17 protein-coding genes are annotated in these 18,181 nt (G+C 70.0%); 9 read left to right on the forward strand and 8 right to left on the reverse strand.

Annotation, left to right across the window (positions count from 1 at the left end):
* Nucleotides 1-200: 200 nt before the first annotated feature.
* Together xylA and ACIPC1_RS33785 are read left to right on the forward strand one after the other, a co-directional pair.
* Nucleotides 201-1,367: a xylose isomerase gene (gene xylA, locus ACIPC1_RS33780; protein WP_402524011.1), complete on the forward strand. Its 1,167-nt coding sequence runs from the start codon at nucleotides 201-203 to the stop codon at nucleotides 1,365-1,367.
* A gap of 447 nt (nucleotides 1,368-1,814) precedes the next feature.
* On the forward strand, nucleotides 1,815-2,438 hold the full coding sequence (locus ACIPC1_RS33785) for a hypothetical protein (RefSeq protein WP_402524013.1): 624 nt from the start codon (nucleotides 1,815-1,817) through the stop codon (nucleotides 2,436-2,438).
* Between the two features lie 68 nt (nucleotides 2,439-2,506).
* Here ACIPC1_RS33785 and ACIPC1_RS33790 read toward each other — a convergent pair whose 3' ends face one another.
* The 3 genes from ACIPC1_RS33790 to ACIPC1_RS33800 all read right to left on the reverse strand — a co-directional run bounded on the left by ACIPC1_RS33790 (nucleotide 2,507) and on the right by ACIPC1_RS33800 (nucleotide 8,071).
* Nucleotides 2,507-3,850 carry an esterase-like activity of phytase family protein gene (locus ACIPC1_RS33790; RefSeq protein ID WP_402524015.1) on the reverse strand — a complete coding sequence of 448 codons (1,344 nt, stop codon included), beginning with the start codon at nucleotides 3,848-3,850 and terminating at the stop codon, nucleotides 2,507-2,509.
* A gap of 88 nt (nucleotides 3,851-3,938) precedes the next feature.
* Nucleotides 3,939-5,222, reverse strand: coding sequence for an SWF or SNF family helicase (locus ACIPC1_RS33795; RefSeq protein ID WP_402524017.1), 1,284 nt, complete (start codon nucleotides 5,220-5,222; stop codon nucleotides 3,939-3,941).
* Nucleotides 5,219-8,071: an SNF2-related protein gene (locus tag ACIPC1_RS33800; protein WP_402524020.1), complete on the reverse strand. Its 2,853-nt coding sequence runs from the start codon at nucleotides 8,069-8,071 to the stop codon at nucleotides 5,219-5,221. Before ACIPC1_RS33800 ends, ACIPC1_RS33795 begins: the two co-directional genes overlap by 4 nt.
* Nucleotides 8,072-8,491: 420 nt before the next feature.
* Here ACIPC1_RS33800 and ACIPC1_RS33805 point away from each other — a divergent pair, with 420 nt between their 5' ends.
* Nucleotides 8,492-8,674: a hypothetical protein gene (locus tag ACIPC1_RS33805; RefSeq protein WP_081223009.1), complete on the forward strand. Its 183-nt coding sequence runs from the start codon at nucleotides 8,492-8,494 to the stop codon at nucleotides 8,672-8,674.
* Between the two features lie 199 nt (nucleotides 8,675-8,873).
* Here the strand turns inward: ACIPC1_RS33805 and ACIPC1_RS33810 are convergent, their stop codons facing one another.
* The 3 genes from ACIPC1_RS33810 to ACIPC1_RS33820 all read right to left on the reverse strand — a co-directional run bounded on the left by ACIPC1_RS33810 (nucleotide 8,874) and on the right by ACIPC1_RS33820 (nucleotide 10,882).
* Nucleotides 8,874-9,728 (reverse strand): hypothetical protein, encoded by an 855-nt coding sequence (locus ACIPC1_RS33810; protein WP_402524023.1) that lies wholly within the window; start codon nucleotides 9,726-9,728, stop codon nucleotides 8,874-8,876.
* Nucleotides 9,729-9,866: 138 nt separating this feature from the next.
* A complete protein-coding gene (locus ACIPC1_RS33815) occupies nucleotides 9,867-10,181 on the reverse strand; it encodes a hypothetical protein (RefSeq protein ID WP_402524025.1) in 315 nt (104 codons plus the stop codon).
* Between the two features lie 149 nt (nucleotides 10,182-10,330).
* Nucleotides 10,331-10,882 (reverse strand): PadR family transcriptional regulator, encoded by a 552-nt coding sequence (locus tag ACIPC1_RS33820; RefSeq protein WP_402524028.1) that lies wholly within the window; start codon nucleotides 10,880-10,882, stop codon nucleotides 10,331-10,333.
* A 109-nt stretch (nucleotides 10,883-10,991) separates the two neighbouring features.
* On the opposite strand from ACIPC1_RS33820, the gene ACIPC1_RS33825 reads away from it, so the two are divergent.
* Nucleotides 10,992-11,750 carry an alpha/beta fold hydrolase gene (locus ACIPC1_RS33825; RefSeq protein ID WP_402524030.1) on the forward strand — a complete coding sequence of 253 codons (759 nt, stop codon included), beginning with the start codon at nucleotides 10,992-10,994 and terminating at the stop codon, nucleotides 11,748-11,750.
* Nucleotides 11,751-11,754: 4 nt separating this feature from the next.
* On the opposite strand, the gene ACIPC1_RS33830 is transcribed toward ACIPC1_RS33825, so the two are convergent.
* Entirely contained in the window at nucleotides 11,755-12,354 is a 600-nt protein-coding gene (locus ACIPC1_RS33830; RefSeq protein WP_402524033.1) for a class I SAM-dependent methyltransferase, read from the reverse strand.
* A 152-nt stretch (nucleotides 12,355-12,506) separates the two neighbouring features.
* On the opposite strand from ACIPC1_RS33830, the gene ACIPC1_RS33835 reads away from it, so the two are divergent.
* The 5 genes from ACIPC1_RS33835 to ACIPC1_RS33855 all read left to right on the forward strand — a co-directional run bounded on the left by ACIPC1_RS33835 (nucleotide 12,507) and on the right by ACIPC1_RS33855 (nucleotide 17,614).
* A complete protein-coding gene (locus ACIPC1_RS33835; RefSeq protein ID WP_402524035.1) occupies nucleotides 12,507-13,280 on the forward strand; it encodes an MHYT domain-containing protein in 774 nt (257 codons plus the stop codon).
* A gap of 62 nt (nucleotides 13,281-13,342) precedes the next feature.
* Complete coding sequence (locus ACIPC1_RS33840) at nucleotides 13,343-15,877, forward strand: nitrate- and nitrite sensing domain-containing protein (protein ID WP_402524037.1); 2,535 nt, start codon at nucleotides 13,343-13,345, stop codon at nucleotides 15,875-15,877.
* The gene (locus ACIPC1_RS33845) at nucleotides 15,874-16,311 is read left to right on the forward strand and encodes a roadblock/LC7 domain-containing protein (protein ID WP_402524039.1); all 438 of its coding nucleotides are present in this window, start codon (nucleotides 15,874-15,876) and stop codon (nucleotides 16,309-16,311) included. Before ACIPC1_RS33840 ends, ACIPC1_RS33845 begins: the two co-directional genes overlap by 4 nt.
* A gap of 19 nt (nucleotides 16,312-16,330) precedes the next feature.
* Complete coding sequence (locus tag ACIPC1_RS33850) at nucleotides 16,331-16,744, forward strand: DUF742 domain-containing protein (protein WP_384378198.1); 414 nt, start codon at nucleotides 16,331-16,333, stop codon at nucleotides 16,742-16,744.
* Between the two features lie 264 nt (nucleotides 16,745-17,008).
* Nucleotides 17,009-17,614: a GTP-binding protein gene (locus tag ACIPC1_RS33855; RefSeq protein WP_402524041.1), complete on the forward strand. Its 606-nt coding sequence runs from the start codon at nucleotides 17,009-17,011 to the stop codon at nucleotides 17,612-17,614.
* Between the two features lie 55 nt (nucleotides 17,615-17,669).
* Here ACIPC1_RS33855 and ACIPC1_RS33860 read toward each other — a convergent pair whose 3' ends face one another.
* Complete coding sequence (locus ACIPC1_RS33860; RefSeq protein WP_384378204.1) at nucleotides 17,670-18,098, reverse strand: PPOX class F420-dependent oxidoreductase; 429 nt, start codon at nucleotides 18,096-18,098, stop codon at nucleotides 17,670-17,672.
* Nucleotides 18,099-18,181 lie beyond the last annotated feature (83 nt).

The raw sequence follows: 18,181 nt of genomic DNA on the forward strand, positions 1-18,181 counted from the left end.
TCTCCCTCTTCCGCGGCTCCGCGGGATCGGCGTGTTTTCGGGCACCCAGGACCACTGTGACCCGGGTTCCGCACCTTGTCCCTGCCCTGAAGCAGCTTGTCCCTGTCTTCGGACATCCCTGTCTCTTCCCAGAGATGCCTCCGCATACTAATTTGTTAAGCGCCATGACGAAATAGTCGGAGCCGGCAAGGAGTCGCGATATGAACTACCAGCCCACCCCCGAGGACAGGTTCACCTTCGGTTTGTGGACCGTCGGCTGGCAGGGAAGGGACCCGTTCGGCGACGCCACCCGGCGCGCCCTGGACCCGGTCGAGTCGGTGCAGCGCCTGGCCGAGCTCGGTGCCTACGGAGTGACCTTCCACGACGACGACCTGATCCCCTTCGGGTCCTCGGACAGCGAGCGCGAGTCCCACATCAAGCGGTTCAGGCAGGCCCTCGACGCGAACGGCATGAAGGTGCCGATGGCCACCACGAACCTGTTCACGCACCCCGTCTTCAAGGATGGCGCGTTCACCGCCAACGACCGTGACGTACGCCGCTACGCGCTGCGCAAGACGATCCGCAACGTCGACCTGGCGGTCGAGCTGGGCGCCCGGACGTACGTCGCCTGGGGCGGCCGTGAGGGCGCCGAGTCCGGCGCCGCCAAGGACGTACGCGTCGCACTGGACCGCATGAAGGAGGCCTTCGACCTCCTTGGCGAGTACGTGATCTCGCAGGGGTACGACCTGAAGTTCGCGATCGAACCGAAGCCGAACGAGCCGCGCGGCGACATCCTGCTGCCCACGGTCGGCCACGCCCTGGCCTTCATCGAGCGCCTGGAGCGTCCGGAGATGTACGGCGTCAACCCAGAGGTGGGTCACGAGCAGATGGCCGGGCTGAACTTCACGCACGGCATTGCGCAGGCACTGTGGGCGGGCAAGCTCTTCCACATCGACCTCAACGGCCAGTCAGGCATCAAGTACGACCAGGACCTGCGCTTCGGTGCGGGCGATCTGCGCTCTGCGTTCTGGTTGGTCGACCTCCTGGAGAGTGCCGGTTACGCGGGGCCGAGGCACTTCGACTTCAAGCCACCGCGGACCGAGGACCTGGACGGCGTCTGGGCGTCGGCGGCGGGGTGCATGCGCAACTACCTGATCCTGCGCGAGCGTTCGGCCGCCTTCCGTGCCGACTCCGAGGTCCAGGACGCGCTGCACGCCTCGCGCCTGGACGAGCTGGCGCAGCTCACCGCCGCGGACGGTCTGAAGGGGCTGCTCGCAGACCGCGCGTCCTTCGAGGACTTCGACGTGGAGGCTGCCGCCGCGCGCGGGATGGCCTTCGAGCGGCTGGACCAACTGGCCATGGACCATCTGTTGGGCGCGCGAGGCTGATCCGCGGGAACGCCGGGTGTCGGCGCCTGGCGGGTGTCGGACGTGGCTCCTGCTGCCGATCTACACTGTTTTCCGGTGCTCTCCGCACCGAATTCTCCGGAATCGTGCGATCCATGGCATGGGTCCGTATCAACTTCCGCACAGGGGTCGCCTCATGACCGGTTCGAGGCGACTCTTGACGGTATGGCCATGCCACCCTTACCGCCCCAGCCTCCTCGGCCACCGGGAGGAACACCGCCTTCTGGAGGCGGTGGTTTCGGCCCACCGTCTTCAGGAGGCTACGGGCCTCCACCCGCCGACTCCGGCGGCTATGGTCCGCCACCCGGAGGCTCCGGCGACCACTACGGTCCACCGTCACCGGGCGGCGGAGGCTGGCAGCCGCCGCCCGGATCACCGGGTGGACCCGGCGACCATCGTGGAGGACCGCGCCGCGGCACCCTGTTCCTTGTGCTCGCCGTACTGGTGGGACTCGGAGTCATCGTCGCCGTCGCGTTGATGACCACCAACGGAGGTGGCGACGATGACAAGAAGTCACCCACTGAGAGCGGCGGGAGCACGCGAACGCCCACCCCGTCGTTCAGCATCCCGTCCGAGCTCCCCAGCGAACTGCCGTCCCTGCCTTCGGAACTGCCGAGCGAACTGCCCTCGGAGTTTCCCAGCGAGCTACCTTCGGAGCTGCCGAGCGGCCTGGAATCGCTCATCCCGAACCTGGCGGACGACGAAGTGCCGTTCTACTTGCTGAGGAAGGGCGACTGCTTCGACACGCGCGACAGTCAGCCCGGGCAGGCCGCCAAGCGCTCGTGCGGCACGCCGCATGACGCCGAAGTCGTGAAGGTGGCCGAACTCAACGGCAGTTACACGACCGACGCAGCCCTCCAGAAGGCCGCGACGGAGCTGTGCGAAGCCCCACTGGAACGCAAGGCGGCCCAACAGCCCGCGGGCACCGTGCGCGGCACCCTCGTGCAGTATCCGGACCCCGGCGTCTACGAGATCGGCATCGACAACGTCGCCTGCAGCCTGGCCGCCGACATCGGCAGCGGCACCCACAAGCTCACCAAGCCCCTGACGTGAACGGCACGCGTGCGTGGCCGTTGTTCACGGCTCACGCGCGCGTGCGGCACGAAAACGGCTCCCGGGGGTCAGATACCGCGAGGCAGCCGCACGTACGTGACGGTCGTCTCGATACCGCTGTCCACCAGCCGGCCCTGCGCGTCGAACGCGCCGGTCCCGTCGGTCATCCCGAAGTCGTTGTCGTTGATGAGGGCGAGTGTCCTGTCGTCCACGCGCGCGACGCCCTCGATCTTGCCGGGCACTCCTGCGACCGTCCCCAGGTCCACTACCAGCCGCTTGCGAAGCACCGGGACGCCGGAGGCCGCCGGGTCGTCGAGTTGCTCCAGGGAGGGCGACGTCGTGTCGGTGTCCCACCGGCTGCCGAGGATGTTCGCGCTGCTGGTGAGCTTGACCGACTGCAGGCGCGCCGCCTTGTCGGTGCGCTCCTCCACGAGCAGCTCGTCGTGGCCGACGGCCACCACGGAGGAGATCTTCAGCTCCGAGGTGTCGTCCTCGCTGGGGTCGACCACGTTCACCGGGTCGAAGCGGTACGCGTACTCGGCGGTGACCGCCCGCTTCTTCGGCGAGAAGCGCAGCAGCCGCGTCGTGAGCGAGGCGTCTCCCGCGTCGCCGTCCGGCAGCGAGAGCGGGCTCTGCACCGCGAGCACCAGGTCACCGCCGGGCAGCAGGGCGAGCCCCTCGAAGCCACGGTTGGTCTTCCGGTGCAGCAGGATGGAGGGCAGCGCCTCGACCACCGGGTAGTCCGCGCCGGTCAGGTTCAGCCCCTTGGGCACATAGCGCGTGAGCACCTCTCCGCGCGCGGAGACATGGATCAGCGACGGGCCGTACTCGTCGACGAGCCAGAACGAGTCGTCCGCGGCCCGTACGATCCCCTCGGTGTCGACACCGTTCGGGTTGTACGTGAGCGGGGTCTGCGCGTCATAGGAGTACGGCGCCTCGTCGCGCCCCGCCTGGTTGGGCAGCCCGGTGACGGGCTTTCCGCCGGACGTGGTGATCGGGATCGAGTCGAGCACCTTCACGGTGTCACCGGACACCCGGATCTTCACGATCGCCGGGTCGAAGCCGGGCACCGGGAACGTGCGGCGCTTCGTGCCGTCCACTTTGATCTGGCCGTTGGGCCCGCGGTCGGTCACCGTCCAGAACTCGCCCTTGCGTCCGGCAGGGTAGATGTCGCTGCCGATGCCACCGAGGTCCACGCCTCGGTCGTCGGCCACGGTGCCCGGCAGCAGCGCGTTGCTGAACGTGCCCAGCGGGATGTCGCCGAGCGTCGCGGTGCCCGTGACCCGCGGCTGCGCCGGGTGACCCTCCGCGCTCGCGGTGCCGGTCACCACGAGGGCAGCCACCACGGCGAGCGGCACACCCGCGGCGACGGATCGGCGGACGCGGCGCCGACTGACGGCGTGCGGGAACATTTGGCCTCCTGGGGCACAAGTTGGCTGACAGCGGCCAGAGTTCGCCCTGGCACCAAACGCAGCATGATCCCTAGGTGAACGTGGCGCGTCAACCACTCGTCGGATCATCGCGCAGGTCCCCTTCCGCCAGGGCAAGAGCCGTCGCGGGGTCCCCGACCGCCGGCCCCGCAGGGCTCCACAGGCCCCGCTCCTTGCGATACGGCCACCACCGGCCGTCGCGCCCCAACCGCAGCTGAGCCGTCGCGTCGACCGCGCTCCAGCGGTTATGTGCGGTGTGCATCCGTGGCCGCTCGTCGTCGTCCCAGGCCGACTCCAGCGCGGCACGCGCGCGTGCCAGCGATTCCGGCTCGACGGTCCACTCCTCCTCAAGGACGGACAGCGCGGCCACACCGCCGTACCGCCAGGCTCGTACGGAGAGCTCCAGCTCCCTGGCGTCGCGCCCCGAACCGTCGGCGAGCCGCTGGGCGATCGCACTCTCCGGGCGTCCGGCAGCAATCCGGACCGCATCCTGGGCAGGCGTCAGCTCCGCCTCGACCGCCCGCCGTCCGTGCCCGGGGCGGAGCGCCTCGGAGAGCAGTCGGTAGGCCTCGGCCGCGGTCGCGGCGGCCAGGAACTCCAGTGCGGCCGGGTCGACCCCGGGTGCCGGAGCGGCCTCCGTGTCCAGGGAAGGAGGCTTTCCCGGCCCCTCGGGCAGCACTGGAAGGGCGGGCAGCGGCGGAAGTATGTCCCCGACCGCGTAGGCCTCGACGGCGCTCATGCCTTCCGGACGAGGGTTCGGCGTTTCCGCCGACTCCTGTGCGGGCGCGCTGCCACGCGCCTGAAGCTCCTCCAGGAGAGTGTGTTCGTCCCGCCCCCGCATCAGCAGCAGGACGAACGGATCCTGGTCCAGGAGCCGTGCCGTCTGGTAGCACAGCGCGGCCGTGTGCCCGCAGTGGTCCCAGGCCTCGCAGTCGCACTCCGCCTCCAGATCGCCGAGTCCCGGCAGGAGTTCGACTCCGGCGGCCGCCGCGTCCTCGACCAGATGCGGAGGCATGTCGCGGTCGAGCAGCGCGGCGATGTGCCCCGCGCGTTCGACGGCCATGTCCAGGAAGCGGTCCCACTGTTCCCCGGACAGTTCCTGAAGCAGCACATCCGCCCGGTGCGCGGTGCCGTCGCGGTCCTGTACGACGGCCGTGATGCGCCCCGGACGGACCGAGACGGCGCCCACCGCTCCGGCACGCGCGAGCCTGCGACCCGTCTTCACCTGCTGGGAGTCCAACGCCGCGTCCTCCAGGGCCTGTAGCCAGGCCAGGCCCCACCAGGTCTGCGCGAAACCCCGCCCGTGCGCGGGCGGCAGCGCGGCAAAGGTGCGCTCCTTGTCGCGATCAGTCATCGTGCGCCCCCTCGCAGCTCCACCAGGTCGGCCAGTGCGGCATCGGTCAACTCCGTGAGTGCCGCCTCCCCGGCGCCGAGCACCGAATCCGCCAACTTCTGTTTGTGCCGCAGCATGTCGGCGATCCGGTCCTCGATGGTCCCCTCGGTGATGAACCGGTGCACCTGCACGGGCCGACTCTGGCCGATGCGGTACGCCCGGTCCGTGGCCTGCGCCTCGACTGCGGGGTTCCACCAGCGGTCGTAGTGCACGACATGCTCGGCCCGCGTCAGGTTCAGCCCCGTGCCGGCCGCCTTCAACGACAACAAGAAGACAGGGATTTCGCCCTCCTGGAAGCGGTCCACCATCGCCTCGCGCGCGCTGATGGGCGTCCCTCCGTGCAGGAACTGCGTCGCCACACCGCGCTCCGCCAAGTGATTCTCGATGAGGCGTGCCATCCGCACGTACTGCGTGAAGACCAGAACACTCGCTCCCTCGGAGAGGATGGTGTCGAGCAGTTCGTCCAGCAGCTCAAGCTTCCCGGACCTGCCCGGAATCTTCGGCTGATCCTCTTTGAGGAACTGCGCGGGGTGGTTGCAGATCTGCTTCAGCCCGGTCAGCAGCTTCACGATCAGACCCCGCCGCGCCATGCTGTCCGCGCCCGAGATCTCCGCGAGGGCCTCGCGCACCACGGCCTCGTACAGCCCTGCCTGCTCCGTCGTGAGCGACACGGCACGGTCGGTCTCGGTCTTCGGTGGCAGTTCGGGCGCGATACCCGGGTCCGACTTGCGTCGGCGCAGCAGGAAGGGTCGTACGAGCTGGGCGAGCCGTTCCGCCGCCGCAGGATCCTCGCCGCCCTCGACGGCCTGGGCGTACCGCGTACGGAACGTGCCGAGCCTGCCGAGCAGTCCAGGGGTCGTCCAGTCGAGGATCGCCCACAGTTCCGAGAGGTTGTTCTCCACCGGTGTGCCGGTGAGCGCCACACGCGCGCGTGAGCCGATCGTACGCAGAGCTCGTGCCGTCGCCGAGTAGGGGTTCTTGACGTGCTGGGCCTCGTCCGCGACGACCATGCCCCAGGTCGCCTCGGCGAGCCCTGGCGCGTCGAGGCGCATCGTGCCGTACGTCGTGAGGACGAACTCGCCGCCGGCCAGGCCCTCCAGGCTGCGCCGGGAGCCGTGGAAACGCCGTACGGGGGTGCCGGGGGCGAACCTCTCGATCTCGCGCTGCCAGTTGCCCATCAGGGAGGCCGGACAGACCACGAGTGTGGGACCCGCGGCCGACTCGTCTGTCTGCCGGTGCAGATGCAGGGCGATCAGCGTGATGGTCTTGCCCAGGCCCATGTCGTCGGCGAGACATCCGCCCAGCCCCAAAGAGGTCATACGGGCGAGCCAGTTGAGTCCCCGAAGCTGGTAGTCCCGCAGCGTCGCGGTGAGTGCGGCGGGCTGCCCGACCGGCTCCTGCGCCTCCGGGTCCGCCAGCCGTTCCCGCAGCGTCGCCAGCCACCCCGTGGGCCGTACGTCGACCCGGAGGCCGTCCACCTCCGTGGAGCCCGTCAGAGCGGCACCCAGCGCGTCGACGGGCGTGACCTTGCGGTCCTGCTGTGCCTGGGCGCGGCGTACCTCGTGCGGGTCGATCAGCACCCACTGGTCGCGCAGTCGCACCATGGGCCGGTTCGCTTCGGCGAGCCGGTCCAGTTCCTGCCGGGTGAGGTGCTGATCTCCCAGCGCGAACCGCCAGTTGAAGGCGAGCAGGGCGTCCGCGGACAGAAACGAGGGCGCGTCCGACGAGGTTCTGGCCGGGCCCGCCTCGTCGTCCGGCGGGCCGATGACCGCGCGTGCGGTCAACTTCTGCACCAGCTCCTTGGGCCAGTGCACGTCTATGCCCGCGACCGCCAGCCTGCGGGCGCCTTCGCCGAGGAGTTCCGTGACGTCCTCGTCGGCGAGTTCGACGGCGTCTGGTACGGCTGCCGACAGGAGGGAAGCCAGTGGGTCCCAGGCCCGCACCGCGCGGCGCAGTGCGAGCAGTGCGGCCATCCGCGCGCGCGGGCCGAAGGGGGAGGCTCCGGCCCAGACGGCGGAGGCGTCCGCGACGAGCGTCGGATCACTCACACTGTGGACCTGCGGTACCGCGCGGAACGGCAGCCGGGTCTCCTCCGACACGGCCGACGCGAGCCCCGGTACCTCGACGCGCAGCGAAATCCGTACGTCCGAGTCGTGCCCGGCGGCGATGTCCGCGGCCCAGGCACGCTGCTCGGGCACGTGCTGTGGTTCCTCCGCCGCGAAGGCCTGACCGCCCGCCGCGAGCGACGCCGCGGGCGAGCGGGGGAGCGCGTCGGCGACCGCGTCGAGGAAGGCCCGGAGCAACTGTTCCGGATCGGGCAACCGCAGCGGTCCGCCGCCGTCCACCGGCACTGCGTGCGCATGGGGCGGCATCGCGGCGGCCAGCTCACGGATCCGCTCCAGGTCCTGCGGCCCCAGCGGCCCCGCGCGCCAGGTGTCGTGGTCTTCGGCGGTCAGTCCGGGCAGCAGCAGCCCTCGCGCGGCGAACTGGAGAGCGAGTACGGCGGCCGCGCCCCAGAACGAGGTCGCCCGGTGTGCCTGCGCTGCGGCACGCGCGCGCGTGAGGACCGGCAGAGCGGCACGCACGGGGAGGAACACGGCGGGTACGGTCACGAGGTCGACGCCCTCGGCCGTGGGCAGGGCGACGGTCAGATCCTCGGCGGAACCGGGCGCCACCTCGGGAGGAGGGTCGCCATCCGGGTGCCAGAAGGCGACGCCGGCGGTGCGACGCGGATCGGCGGGTACGAAAACGGCACAGCAGCGGGCCAGTTCAGTGATCTCGGCGGGAGTTGCCGCAGGAATCCTCTGCACAGCGATGGCGCATTCCTCAAATTTGACTACTGGGCGGGTCGTCGAGGGTACAGCACTCCGGGTGACAGGCAGAACCGGTGGAGTCGTGGCGTGGGCCGCCTCCGGCCGGGGACGGCACCAGGCACTGTTCGTCCTGCGTCGGGACGCGGCTAGGGGTGGGGAGATCCCCAGCCCCGTCCGCGGCTCGCCCGGCGTCTGATGCGCGCATTGCCGAGAGTTGGGTATCCCCTCTACGGATACCGGGCTCGTCGACTCCTGTCGGCAGGCCCTGCGCCACAGGGCACGAGGGCGGGGGAGCCGCCTCTCAGGGTTGGCTAGGGGTCGGGCTCAGGGTCGTATCAGGGTCCCGGTCCGGAACCGTGGGAGGCGCGGACCCGTTCTCAGGACAGAGAGCGGCATTAGCCGCGAAGGAGGCGACACATGTCGAAGAACGCGAAGATCGCCGCAGGGGGTGTGGCGGTCGGGCTCATCCTGCTGATCTGGCTGCCCTGGTGGGCCGCCTTCCTGATCGTGCTGGGAGTCCCGGCGGCCGCATATCTGGCGCTGGACCCCTCGCAGCGGCGCAGGCTGCGCCGTGTCACACGCAAGGAGATCGGTCGCTGATACGCCACCGGCCGGTTACGCCTCCTTCCAGCGTGCCGGAGCCGACCACATCACCGCTCGCGGGCCTGCCATTGGCGCCGTCCGCGAGCGAGGTTGTGCGCCCTGCTCCCATGCCTCGCTCCTCGAGGCGGCAGCCCGGAAGCTCGGGACGCTCACCCCACGAGGACCGTGTCACGTGGGTATCGCGTGACGCGGCCGCTCAGCTGGGGCGTACCGCCATCTTGTCCAGGGCGTCCAGGAGGCCGGGCAGCTCCGGACCGCGGCCTATGGGCAGGACTTCTCCGGGCTCCTCGTCGAGGAGGACGAAGGCGATGTCGTCGGTCCTGGCGACCAAGGACCAGCCCGGGCCGTCGGCGCGCAGGGTCCGGGCCTCGCTCGTGGCGAAGGCCGAGCGGACGCGGCCGAGCGGAGGTGGCGTGTCCACGTAGGAGCGTGCCTCCGCCAAGACCCGGCGGACACCGCTGAGTGCCTCGCCGTCGGTGATCTCGGCCTGGTCCGGGGGATTCTGAGGGGTCTCTTCGGCCGGCGCCTCGCCGTCCGTCTTCACGAAGTCGGCGTCGTCGATCTGCTCCCGCCAGGTCGCCCACTGCAGCGCGATCTCGTCAGCGCCGAGGCGCCGTTGAGCCGGACCCCAGATAGTGGTGTCCGGTGGGCGCAGCGCGGGCCGCTCCGTGAGTTCGGGCCCGGGGTCGTGCGGGGCCGGCACTCCCGGCGCCGCGACGGCGACCTCAAGGGGCCAGCCGGGCAGCGCGGAGACGACCGTGCGCTCGTCCGGCGACAGATCGTGCTCCATGCCGCAGTCCCAGGAGGCGATGGCGACGGCGACGAGTGAGACGTCGTCGATGACGACAGTCCACCGCGCGCCCGCACCGTCCTGACCGATCACGAGACCGTACCCGTCGGCCAGAGGCGTCAGGTCGAGCGCCGCGCAGGCCGCCGGGTAGTCGTCCCCCAGCACACTGGGGAACTTCGCCGGTGTGAGCAGCACGGCTGTGAGCACAAACAGCGCGTCGTCGTCCCCGGCGGCGATGGCGTCATCGTCCGTCCCGGCCATCCCAGCCTCCCCATCGCCTGTGTCCGTCGGCGCACCCTAGTGCGACCGGAAGGCGCTTGTCACGAGTGCCAAGCGCAGGTGGAGCTGCTTGCTATCCGGCCGGACAGGCGCGAAACGATCGTCCGGGGCCCTCTCCCGTCACGCGGCGGGCAGTCCGAGCAGTGTCCGGGCCACCGTCTGCGGTGACTCGTCGCGCTCCCGGGCCAGGGCGATGACAGCCCGGCAGGCCAGCTCGTTCACACCGAACGACAGGGCCTCCGGCGACACCCAGGCCGCGGCCTCTTCGAGTCGGTCCTGGTCGTCCTCCGCGCACGCCGACACGTACGCGGCGGCCGCCTCGAACAGGTTGTGCCGAGTCTTCTCCGGCCGTCGTGTCGCGGGCTGCCCTTCCTCGGACCGCTCGGCCGTCTTCTTGCCCCACGTCTTGCGGAGTCTGCCGAATATTCCGGACATCTGGCCGCCTTCCCCCGTGACGACCCGAGAGGGTCGTCGCTCACCGGTCAACTAATGCTACTCAACGTTGAGTTGTAGCCTCGGCGGCAGAAGAGGGCCGGGCCGGTGAAGCGGTACGACCGGGCACACCCCCAAGTGCCCTACATACCTCACCCGTCTCTCACGCCTTCCTCGCGGCTTCCGTCGAGTGAGTCGATCGTGGCCCTCAGCCACGCCAGTTCGGCCCGGCTGGTGGCCCGCGCAATGGTGAGGATGCCCCGCCGGAAGGGATCGTCCACCTCCTCGGCGCGCAGCGGTCTGTCACCGTCGTAGAAAAAGCTCGCGGGCTCCTCCAGAAAGGCGAGCCTGCGCCGTAGTACTACGGCCTGCGCCGCCGGGTTCTCCAGATGTCTGAGGAAGGCGAGCACGGTGAACCAGCGGTTCTCGTCGGTGATGTCGCGCCGCGCGGGTTCCGCGAGCCGGTGACGCAGCTCGCGTCTGCCCTCCTCGCTGAGTGTCAGGACGTGACGCGGGGCCGCCACGGAGCCGGGCTGCGTCGCCCGGGCCAGCAGGCCGGCCTGTTCCAGTCGCTTGATCGCGGGATACAAGGTGCTCTCGGCCACCGGCTTCACATGGCCTGTCAGCGCGGTGATGCGTTTGCGCAGCTCATAGCCGTGCAGCGGGGTGTCGTACAAGAAGCCGAGGATCGCCAACTCAAGCATGCCCACAGTCTGCCGCACACTCGCTGTACATCGCTTCATCTATACATCGGTTCCGATGTATTCTCTTGAAGGCGCGAGAAAACGATGAAGCGGCACAGAGGAGAGCGTGATGAAGCAGGCCGAGTTCGACGGCAAGGGAAGCCGGATCCGCTGGACGGAAACGGCGGGCGCCGAACCGGCGCGCGTCTACGTCCACGGGCTGGGGGCGGCGTCGACGGTCTACTACGCGCACATCGCGGCCTGGCCCGAACTGGCGGGCCGCCGCACCCTGTTCGTCGATCTGCCCGGCCACGGCATCAGCGACAGGCCCGCGGACTTCGGCTACACGCTGGAAGATCATGCCGACGCGCTTGCGGCGGTTCTGGACGCCGACCGCGTCACCGAGGCGGAGCTCGTCGCGCACAGCATGGGAGGCGCCGTCGCCATCGTGCTCGCACACCGGCGGCCCGACCTCGTCTCACGGCTGCTTCTCGCGGAGGCCAACCTCGACCCGTACCCGCCGGGTACGACGGGCAGTAGCGGCATCACCTCGTACGAGGAGGCCGACTACGTCGAAAACGGCGGCCACGCGCGCGTGCTCGACAAGGTCGGCCCCTCCTGGGCGGCCACCATGCGCCTCGCCGACCCGTGCGCCCTGCACCGCACGGCCACCGGACTCGCGCGGGGCACGAAACCCACGATGCGTCACATGCTCCGAGACCTGACGGTGGACCGCGTCTATCTTCAGGGCGAGCTGAGCGGCGATCTCCCGGGCAGGGAGGGCTTGGAGGCCGCCGGAGTACGCGTGGTGACCGTGCCCGGCGCCGGGCAGAACATCATGTTCGACAACCCCGATGCCTTTGCGGCGGAGGTCGCCGGAAGGGCCTGAGGCGTCAGGCGCGGCGTGCGGCCAGCGCGAGGAATCGGCTGTCCTCGTCGACGTACGACGTCATGTCCCAGCCGGAGCCGGCCAGCAGCGGGCGGAGGTTGGCCTCGTCACGCAGGTCGTCCGGAGTGAGCCGTCGACCCTGGCGTGCCGCGAGCGCCGCCCGGCCGATCGGGTGGAAGAGTGCCAGAGTCCCGCCGGGCCGTACGACTCGTGCCAACTCCCGCAGGTTTTCGGCGGGGTTCGGCAAGTGGGCGATGAGGCCCGCCCCGAAAACGGCGTCCAGTGACTCGGTGCGCAGGGGCAGGCCAGCGACATCCGCGAGCAGCAGTTGCCCCTCGCGGTCCCGTCCGGCCCGCACGGCGGCCTCCAGCATCGCTGGAGTCAGATCGGCCCCCAGGACCACTCCGGAGGGCCCCACGGCCGCTCGTAGTGGCGGCAGGGCGCGCCCGGTGCCGCAGCCCGCGTCGAGCACGCGGGCGCCCTCGGGCAGTCCCAGTTCGGCGACCGCTGCCGCGTACGCGGGGCCGTCGTCGGGGAACCGGGTGTCCCAGTCGGCCGCGCGTGCCCCGAAGAACTCCTGGACATGTGTGTGGTGGTCGCTCATGTTCCGCATGATCCCTCACCGACACGAAGTACGAACCGGCGCACACGTTCGAACGTGACGCGGTCGTTCAGTTGCACCTTTCTGTCATATTTCAACACCTTTCGAAATGCGCCCCCATTGTGCGCCCCTGCCCGGACTAGCGTCCCTGAGCCATGGGACACCTGGACCACGCCACCTTCGGTTGGCTGACACCCGTGCTGTCGTACGCGATGGCCTCCATCGGCGCCGCCTTGGGGCTGCGCTGCACCGTCCGCGCGCTCGGTGCCACAGGGCGGTCGCGCCGCAACTGGCTCCTCACCGCGGCGTCGGCGATCGGCACCGGCATCTGGACGATGCACTTCGTGGCGATGCTGGGCTTCAGCGTCAGCGGTACGGAAATGCGCTACAACGTGCCGCTGACCATCGTCAGCCTGCTCGTCGCCATGGTCGTCGTCGGCGCGGGAGTCTTCGCCGTCGGCTACGGCCGTGACCGCGGTCGCGCCCTTGCCCTCGGAGGGCTCACCACGGGCCTTGGCGTCGCGAGCATGCACTACCTGGGTATGGCCGCGTTGCGGCTGCACGGAGACGTGCACTACGACCCGGCCCTCGTCGGGCTCTCCGTCGTGATCGCCGTGGTCGCCGCCACCGCGGCCCTCTGGGCGGCACTCAACATCAAGTCGCCGGTGGCGGTCGCTGTCGCCTCTCTCGTCATGGGAGGGGCCGTGAGCAGCATGCACTACACCGGAATGATCGCGGTGAGCGTGCGTGTCAGTCCCTCCGGCGAGGCCCTTCCCGGGGCCACGGCGATGCAGTTCATCTTCCCCCTCGCCGTCGGCCTCGGGTCCTATCTCTTCCTGACATCGGCGTTCGTCGCCCTGTCGCCGACGACCGGTGAGCGCGAGGCCTCCGCGTCGGCCCAGCGGCCGGTCGAGTCCATCGCCCGCTAACGGCGGCTGCCGGCCACGACAGGTCGGCGGGCACGAGCCGAAACCATCCGAGCGAGGAGGCCATGCGTACACCCCGTAGGACCCCCAGGGCCGGCGCCGAGCCGTCGCCCCAGCCCCCGGCGCGAGGCCGCCGCGCGCACGCGGGCCGGCCGGCCGACGAGCGCGCGGACGCCGACGAAACCGTCACCGACGCGCCACCGGAAGCACCGCCGCGCGCGGGGACGTGGCACATTCGCCCCCGCACCGTACGAGCCAAGATCGTCTGCCTGTTGATGGTGCCGGTCGTCTCGTTGCTCGCGCTGTGGGCGTACGCCACGGTGACGACCGCCCAGGACGTCGCAGGGCTAAGGCAGTTGCAGAGTGTCGACTCGACGGTCCGGGCACCGGTCGACGCAGCCGTCGCCGCGCTCCAGACCGAACGCGCCGCCGCCGTCCGATACGCGACCGCCCCCGCCGCCGCGCAGGAGAACGACCTCAAGGAGCTGGCCGGGCGCACCGACCGCGCCGTCGCGAAGCTGCGACTGGGCGAGCACAACACCGTCGCCGACGGCGCGGACCTGCCCGCCGGAGTGGCCACGCGCCTCGACGCCTTCGTTACCGGAGCGGAGCGACTGCGATCCCTGCGCGCCGCCGTACTGGACCGCCGCACGGGGTGGGACGACACGTACAGGACATACACCGAAACCATCACGACGGCCTACGCCGTGGACGGCGCGCTCACCGGCCTCAAGGACGCCGAACTGGGCTCCGACGCGCGCGTGCTGCTCGAATTCTCCCGGGCCGGGGAGGCGCTCGCCCAGGAGGACGCGGTGCTGTCCAGCGCCCGGCTCGCCAGGACTCTCGACGGAGAGCGACTACGGCTGTTCACGGGGGGTGTCGACACCCGCCGGACGCTGACCGACACGGCTGTGGCTGATCTCGGCGGGCCCGAAAGAGCCGCCTGGGACAAGATCGTGGAGGGGAGCGCGTACGCCGACGTGCGCGCCGTCGAGGACAAGGTGCTCGCGGCCCAACCCGGCGGCAGAGCGATCGCCGCCGCGCCGGAAGCCGACTGGAACACCGCCCACGCGCGCGTGCAGAACACGATGCGGACGATCGAGGACAACGCGGCCCGTGGTGTCGCGGACCGGGCCGACCCGTTCACACGCGGAGTGCTCACTCCGGCCGGTGCCGCAGTGCTGCTTGGACTCGCCGCGGTCGCCGCATCGCTCGTCATCTCGGTACGCATCGGACGCGGACTCGTCGTGGAACTGGTGAGCCTGCGCAACAGCGCCCTTGAGATCGCGCGCCGCAAACTCCCGCAGGCCATGCTCAAACTGCGTGCCGGTGAGGAGATCGACGTCCGCGCCGAGGCACCGCCAGGACCACCCGCGGAGGACGAGGCCGGGCAGGTCGCGGAGGCCCTGGGCACCGTGCACCGAGCCGCCCTTCGCGCCGCTGTCGAACGCGCCGAGCTCGCCGGCGGAATCTCCGGGGTCTTCGTCAATCTCGCGCGCCGCAGCCAGGTTCTCGTGCACCGCCAACTGAGCTTGCTGGACAGCATGGAGCGCAGGTCCGACGACCCGAACGAGCTGAGTGACCTCTTCCGGCTCGACCACCTCACCACACGCATGCGGCGCCACGCGGAGAGCCTGATCATCCTCTCCGGAGCCGCGCCCGGCCGCGCCTGGCGGGTGCCGGTCTCGCTGACGAACGTGGTCCGCGCGGCCGTGTCCGAAGTCGAGGACTACGCGCGCGTGGAGGTGCGACAACTCCCCGAGGCATCGGTGGTAGGTGGCGCGGTGGCCGACCTCACCCACCTCCTGGCGGAGATCGTCGAGAACGCCGCCCAGTTCTCGCCGCCGCACACCCGAGTCAGGGTCAGCGGCGAGCCCGTCGGCAACGGCTACGTCGTGGAGGTCGAGGACCGGGGGCTCGGCATGGGCAAGGAGACTCTCGCCGAGGCCAATCGCCGGATCGAGCAGTCCGAGGCGCTCGACCTCTTCGACAGCGATCGGCTCGGCCTCTTCGTGGTCAGCAGGCTCGCGGCCCGGCACGGCATCAAGGTGCACCTGCGGACCTCGCCCTACGGCGGTACCACCGCGGTCGTTCTGCTGCCCACCGCCCTACTGCACGGTGGCGCGGCGGAACGTTCTCCCCGCAAGGCCGACACGGAAAGGCCTGCGGAACGCGAGTACGCGCGCGTGTCGGCCGCACCGGAGCCGGACTCCGTCCAGGCAGTCGCCGAGCGGCCCGCATTGGTGCCCCCCATACAGACGGGTGTGGAAACCCTGGCGAACGGCTCGCCCGAGACTCCGCCCCCTGGAGTCACCACACTGCGGCTGCACCGGCCTCCGGACGACCCCGACGAGTCCGACGACCTCCCCCGGCGGGTGCGGCAGGCGAGTCTCGCGCCCCAACTGCGTGAACAGCGCTTCGAGAAGCCGGTCGAAACGCCGGGCCACCGCACCGACGACCAGCGAACCCCCGAACTCGTACGGGACCGCATGTCGGCCTACCGCGACGGCTGGGCGCGTGGCGGCGGCCGGTCACCCGGCCTCCGTGCCACACCCGACCCCGAAGCGGGCAACGACAGCAGCGAAGGAGACCCCGCATGATCCAGGATCCGAACATGAGGGCCGCCCCGCAGTCCGGCGAACTCGACTGGCTGCTGGACGACCTGGTGCTGCGCGTCGCCGAGGTGCGGCACGCGGTGGTGCTGTCGAACGACGGACTCGCGGTGGGCGCGTCCACCGCGCTGCGGCGCGAGGACGCCGAACACCTCGCGGCCGTCGCCTCCGGCTTCAACAGCCTGGCCAAAGGCGCCGGACGGCACTTCGGTGCCGGGGGAGTACGTCAGACCATGGTGGAGATGGACGAAGGCTTCCTGTTCGTCGCGGCCGCGGGCGACGGCTCGTGCCTCGCTGTCCTCACCGCCGTGACAGCCGACATCGGCCTGGTGGCGTACGAGATGGCACTACTGGTCAAGCGGGTCGGCGAGCACCTCTACACACCGGCGCGCGTCGGCGCACAGCCGCCCGCAGCCGGATGAACGAGGACGGTCGGTGCAGATGACCGAGGACATGTCGGGCGCCCTCCAGCAGGAGGGCAGCCAGTGGTACGACAATGAGGCCGGCCCCCTCGTCCGCCCTTACGCGATGACAGGTGGGCGCACCAAACCCGGCCCCACGGGCGTGCGCTTCGACCTCATCGCCCTTGTCACGCTCGATACGGGCGCACCCGGCGTCGATGACGACACCTCACTGGGACCGGAACACCGGGCCTTGATCGAGCTGTGCCGTATCGAGACACAGTCGGTGGCCGAACTCTCCGCCGACGCCGACCTGCCGGTGGGCGTGGTCAGGGTGCTCCTGGGCGATCTCCTGGAACTGGGCTGTGTCACGGTGAGCCGCCCGGTTCCTCCTGCCCAGTTGCCCGATGAGCGGATCCTCCGCGAGGTGATCGATGGACTGAGGGCGCTCTAGATGAGCAGGGCAAGGACGAACGAAGTCAGCGACAACCAAGCAGCCGATGAACCAAGACGCCGTGTAATGCGGCCATTTGCCGGCACATCCAGATACCGGATGAGCGGGAGGCGGCCACAACGGACAAATTGCGCTCCCTTCCCTCGAAGAGGGGTTGAAGTTGTCATGATGCTGACTTCGCGCACCCACACAGAGTTACCGACCCGGACCCCGAACGGACGTACCCACATCGACCGTTGCCGGCACTCCCGAGAGAAGTGATCGATGGTCTCCGAGAACTCCGATGCCTCGGATGGTGACATGAGCGCCCTGGCATTGAAGATATTGGTCGCCGGTGGATTCGGCGTGGGCAAGACCACCCTGGTGGGCGCGGTCAGTGAGATCAGGCCGCTGCGCACCGAGGAACTGCTGAGCGAGCTGGGAGAGTCGGTGGACGACACCGACGGTGTCGACCAGAAGGTCACGACGACCGTCGCCATGGACTTTGGCCGGATCACCATCAGGTCCGGTCTCTCGCTCTACCTCTTCGGAACGCCGGGCCAGGACCGGTTCTGGTTCCTGTGGGACGAGCTCTCACAGGGGGCTCTCGGCGCCGTTGTCCTCGCGGACACCAGACGGCTCGAGGACTGCTTCCCCGCGGTGGACTACTTCGAGCACCGGCACATCCCGTTCGTGGTGGCCGTCAACTGCTTCACGGGTGCCCGTGCCTACGGTGCTCAGGACGTGTCCCGTGCCCTCGATCTCGATCAGGGCACGCCCGTGGTGCTCTGCGACGCCCGTGACCGCGACTCCGGGAAGGAAGTGCTGATTCGTCTTGTCGAGTACGCCGGGCGGGTACACACCGCCCGGCTGCTCGACTCCGTCGGCTGACAGACGTCGCGGCCGCCCGGGGTGCCCTGGCCCGGCCGCGGGCGGATCGCGACTCTCAGTCGGCCACTGCGGCGTAGGCCAGAACCTTACTGATCCTTACGCGTACGAGGAGCTCACCGGGAACCCCGTTGCGCTCCCCGAACTCCACGGCGCGCTCTTCACCCATGTAGCGGGCGCCGATCCGGCCGGCCCAGCGCCGCAGTTCGTCGAGGTCCTCCGAGAGTTCGGCCCGTCCTTCAAGGACCACGAAGGCGAAGGGCGGCCGGTCGTCGTCCACACACAACGCGACCCGCCCGTCCCGGGCCAGATTCCGTCCCTTGACGCTCTCCTTCGACGTGTTGAAGACCAGGTCGTCACCGTCCAGCAGAAACCAGATCGGCGCCACATGGGGCCCTCCGTCGGCTCGGACGGTCGACAGTTTTCCAGTGCGGGTTCCGTGCAAGACGAACGCCCGCCATTGCTCGTCGGTCATCTTCTGTGCCATGCGTCCATCCTCCTTGCCGGGGCAGCGGCTGTGGTGAAGGCTGGCTGGCCAGATCCTCCGGTCAGGGGGAGGGACACCACGGG

Source organism: Streptomyces sp. NPDC087263, from assembly GCF_044744645.1.
Classification (GTDB): domain Bacteria; phylum Actinomycetota; class Actinomycetes; order Streptomycetales; family Streptomycetaceae; genus Streptomyces.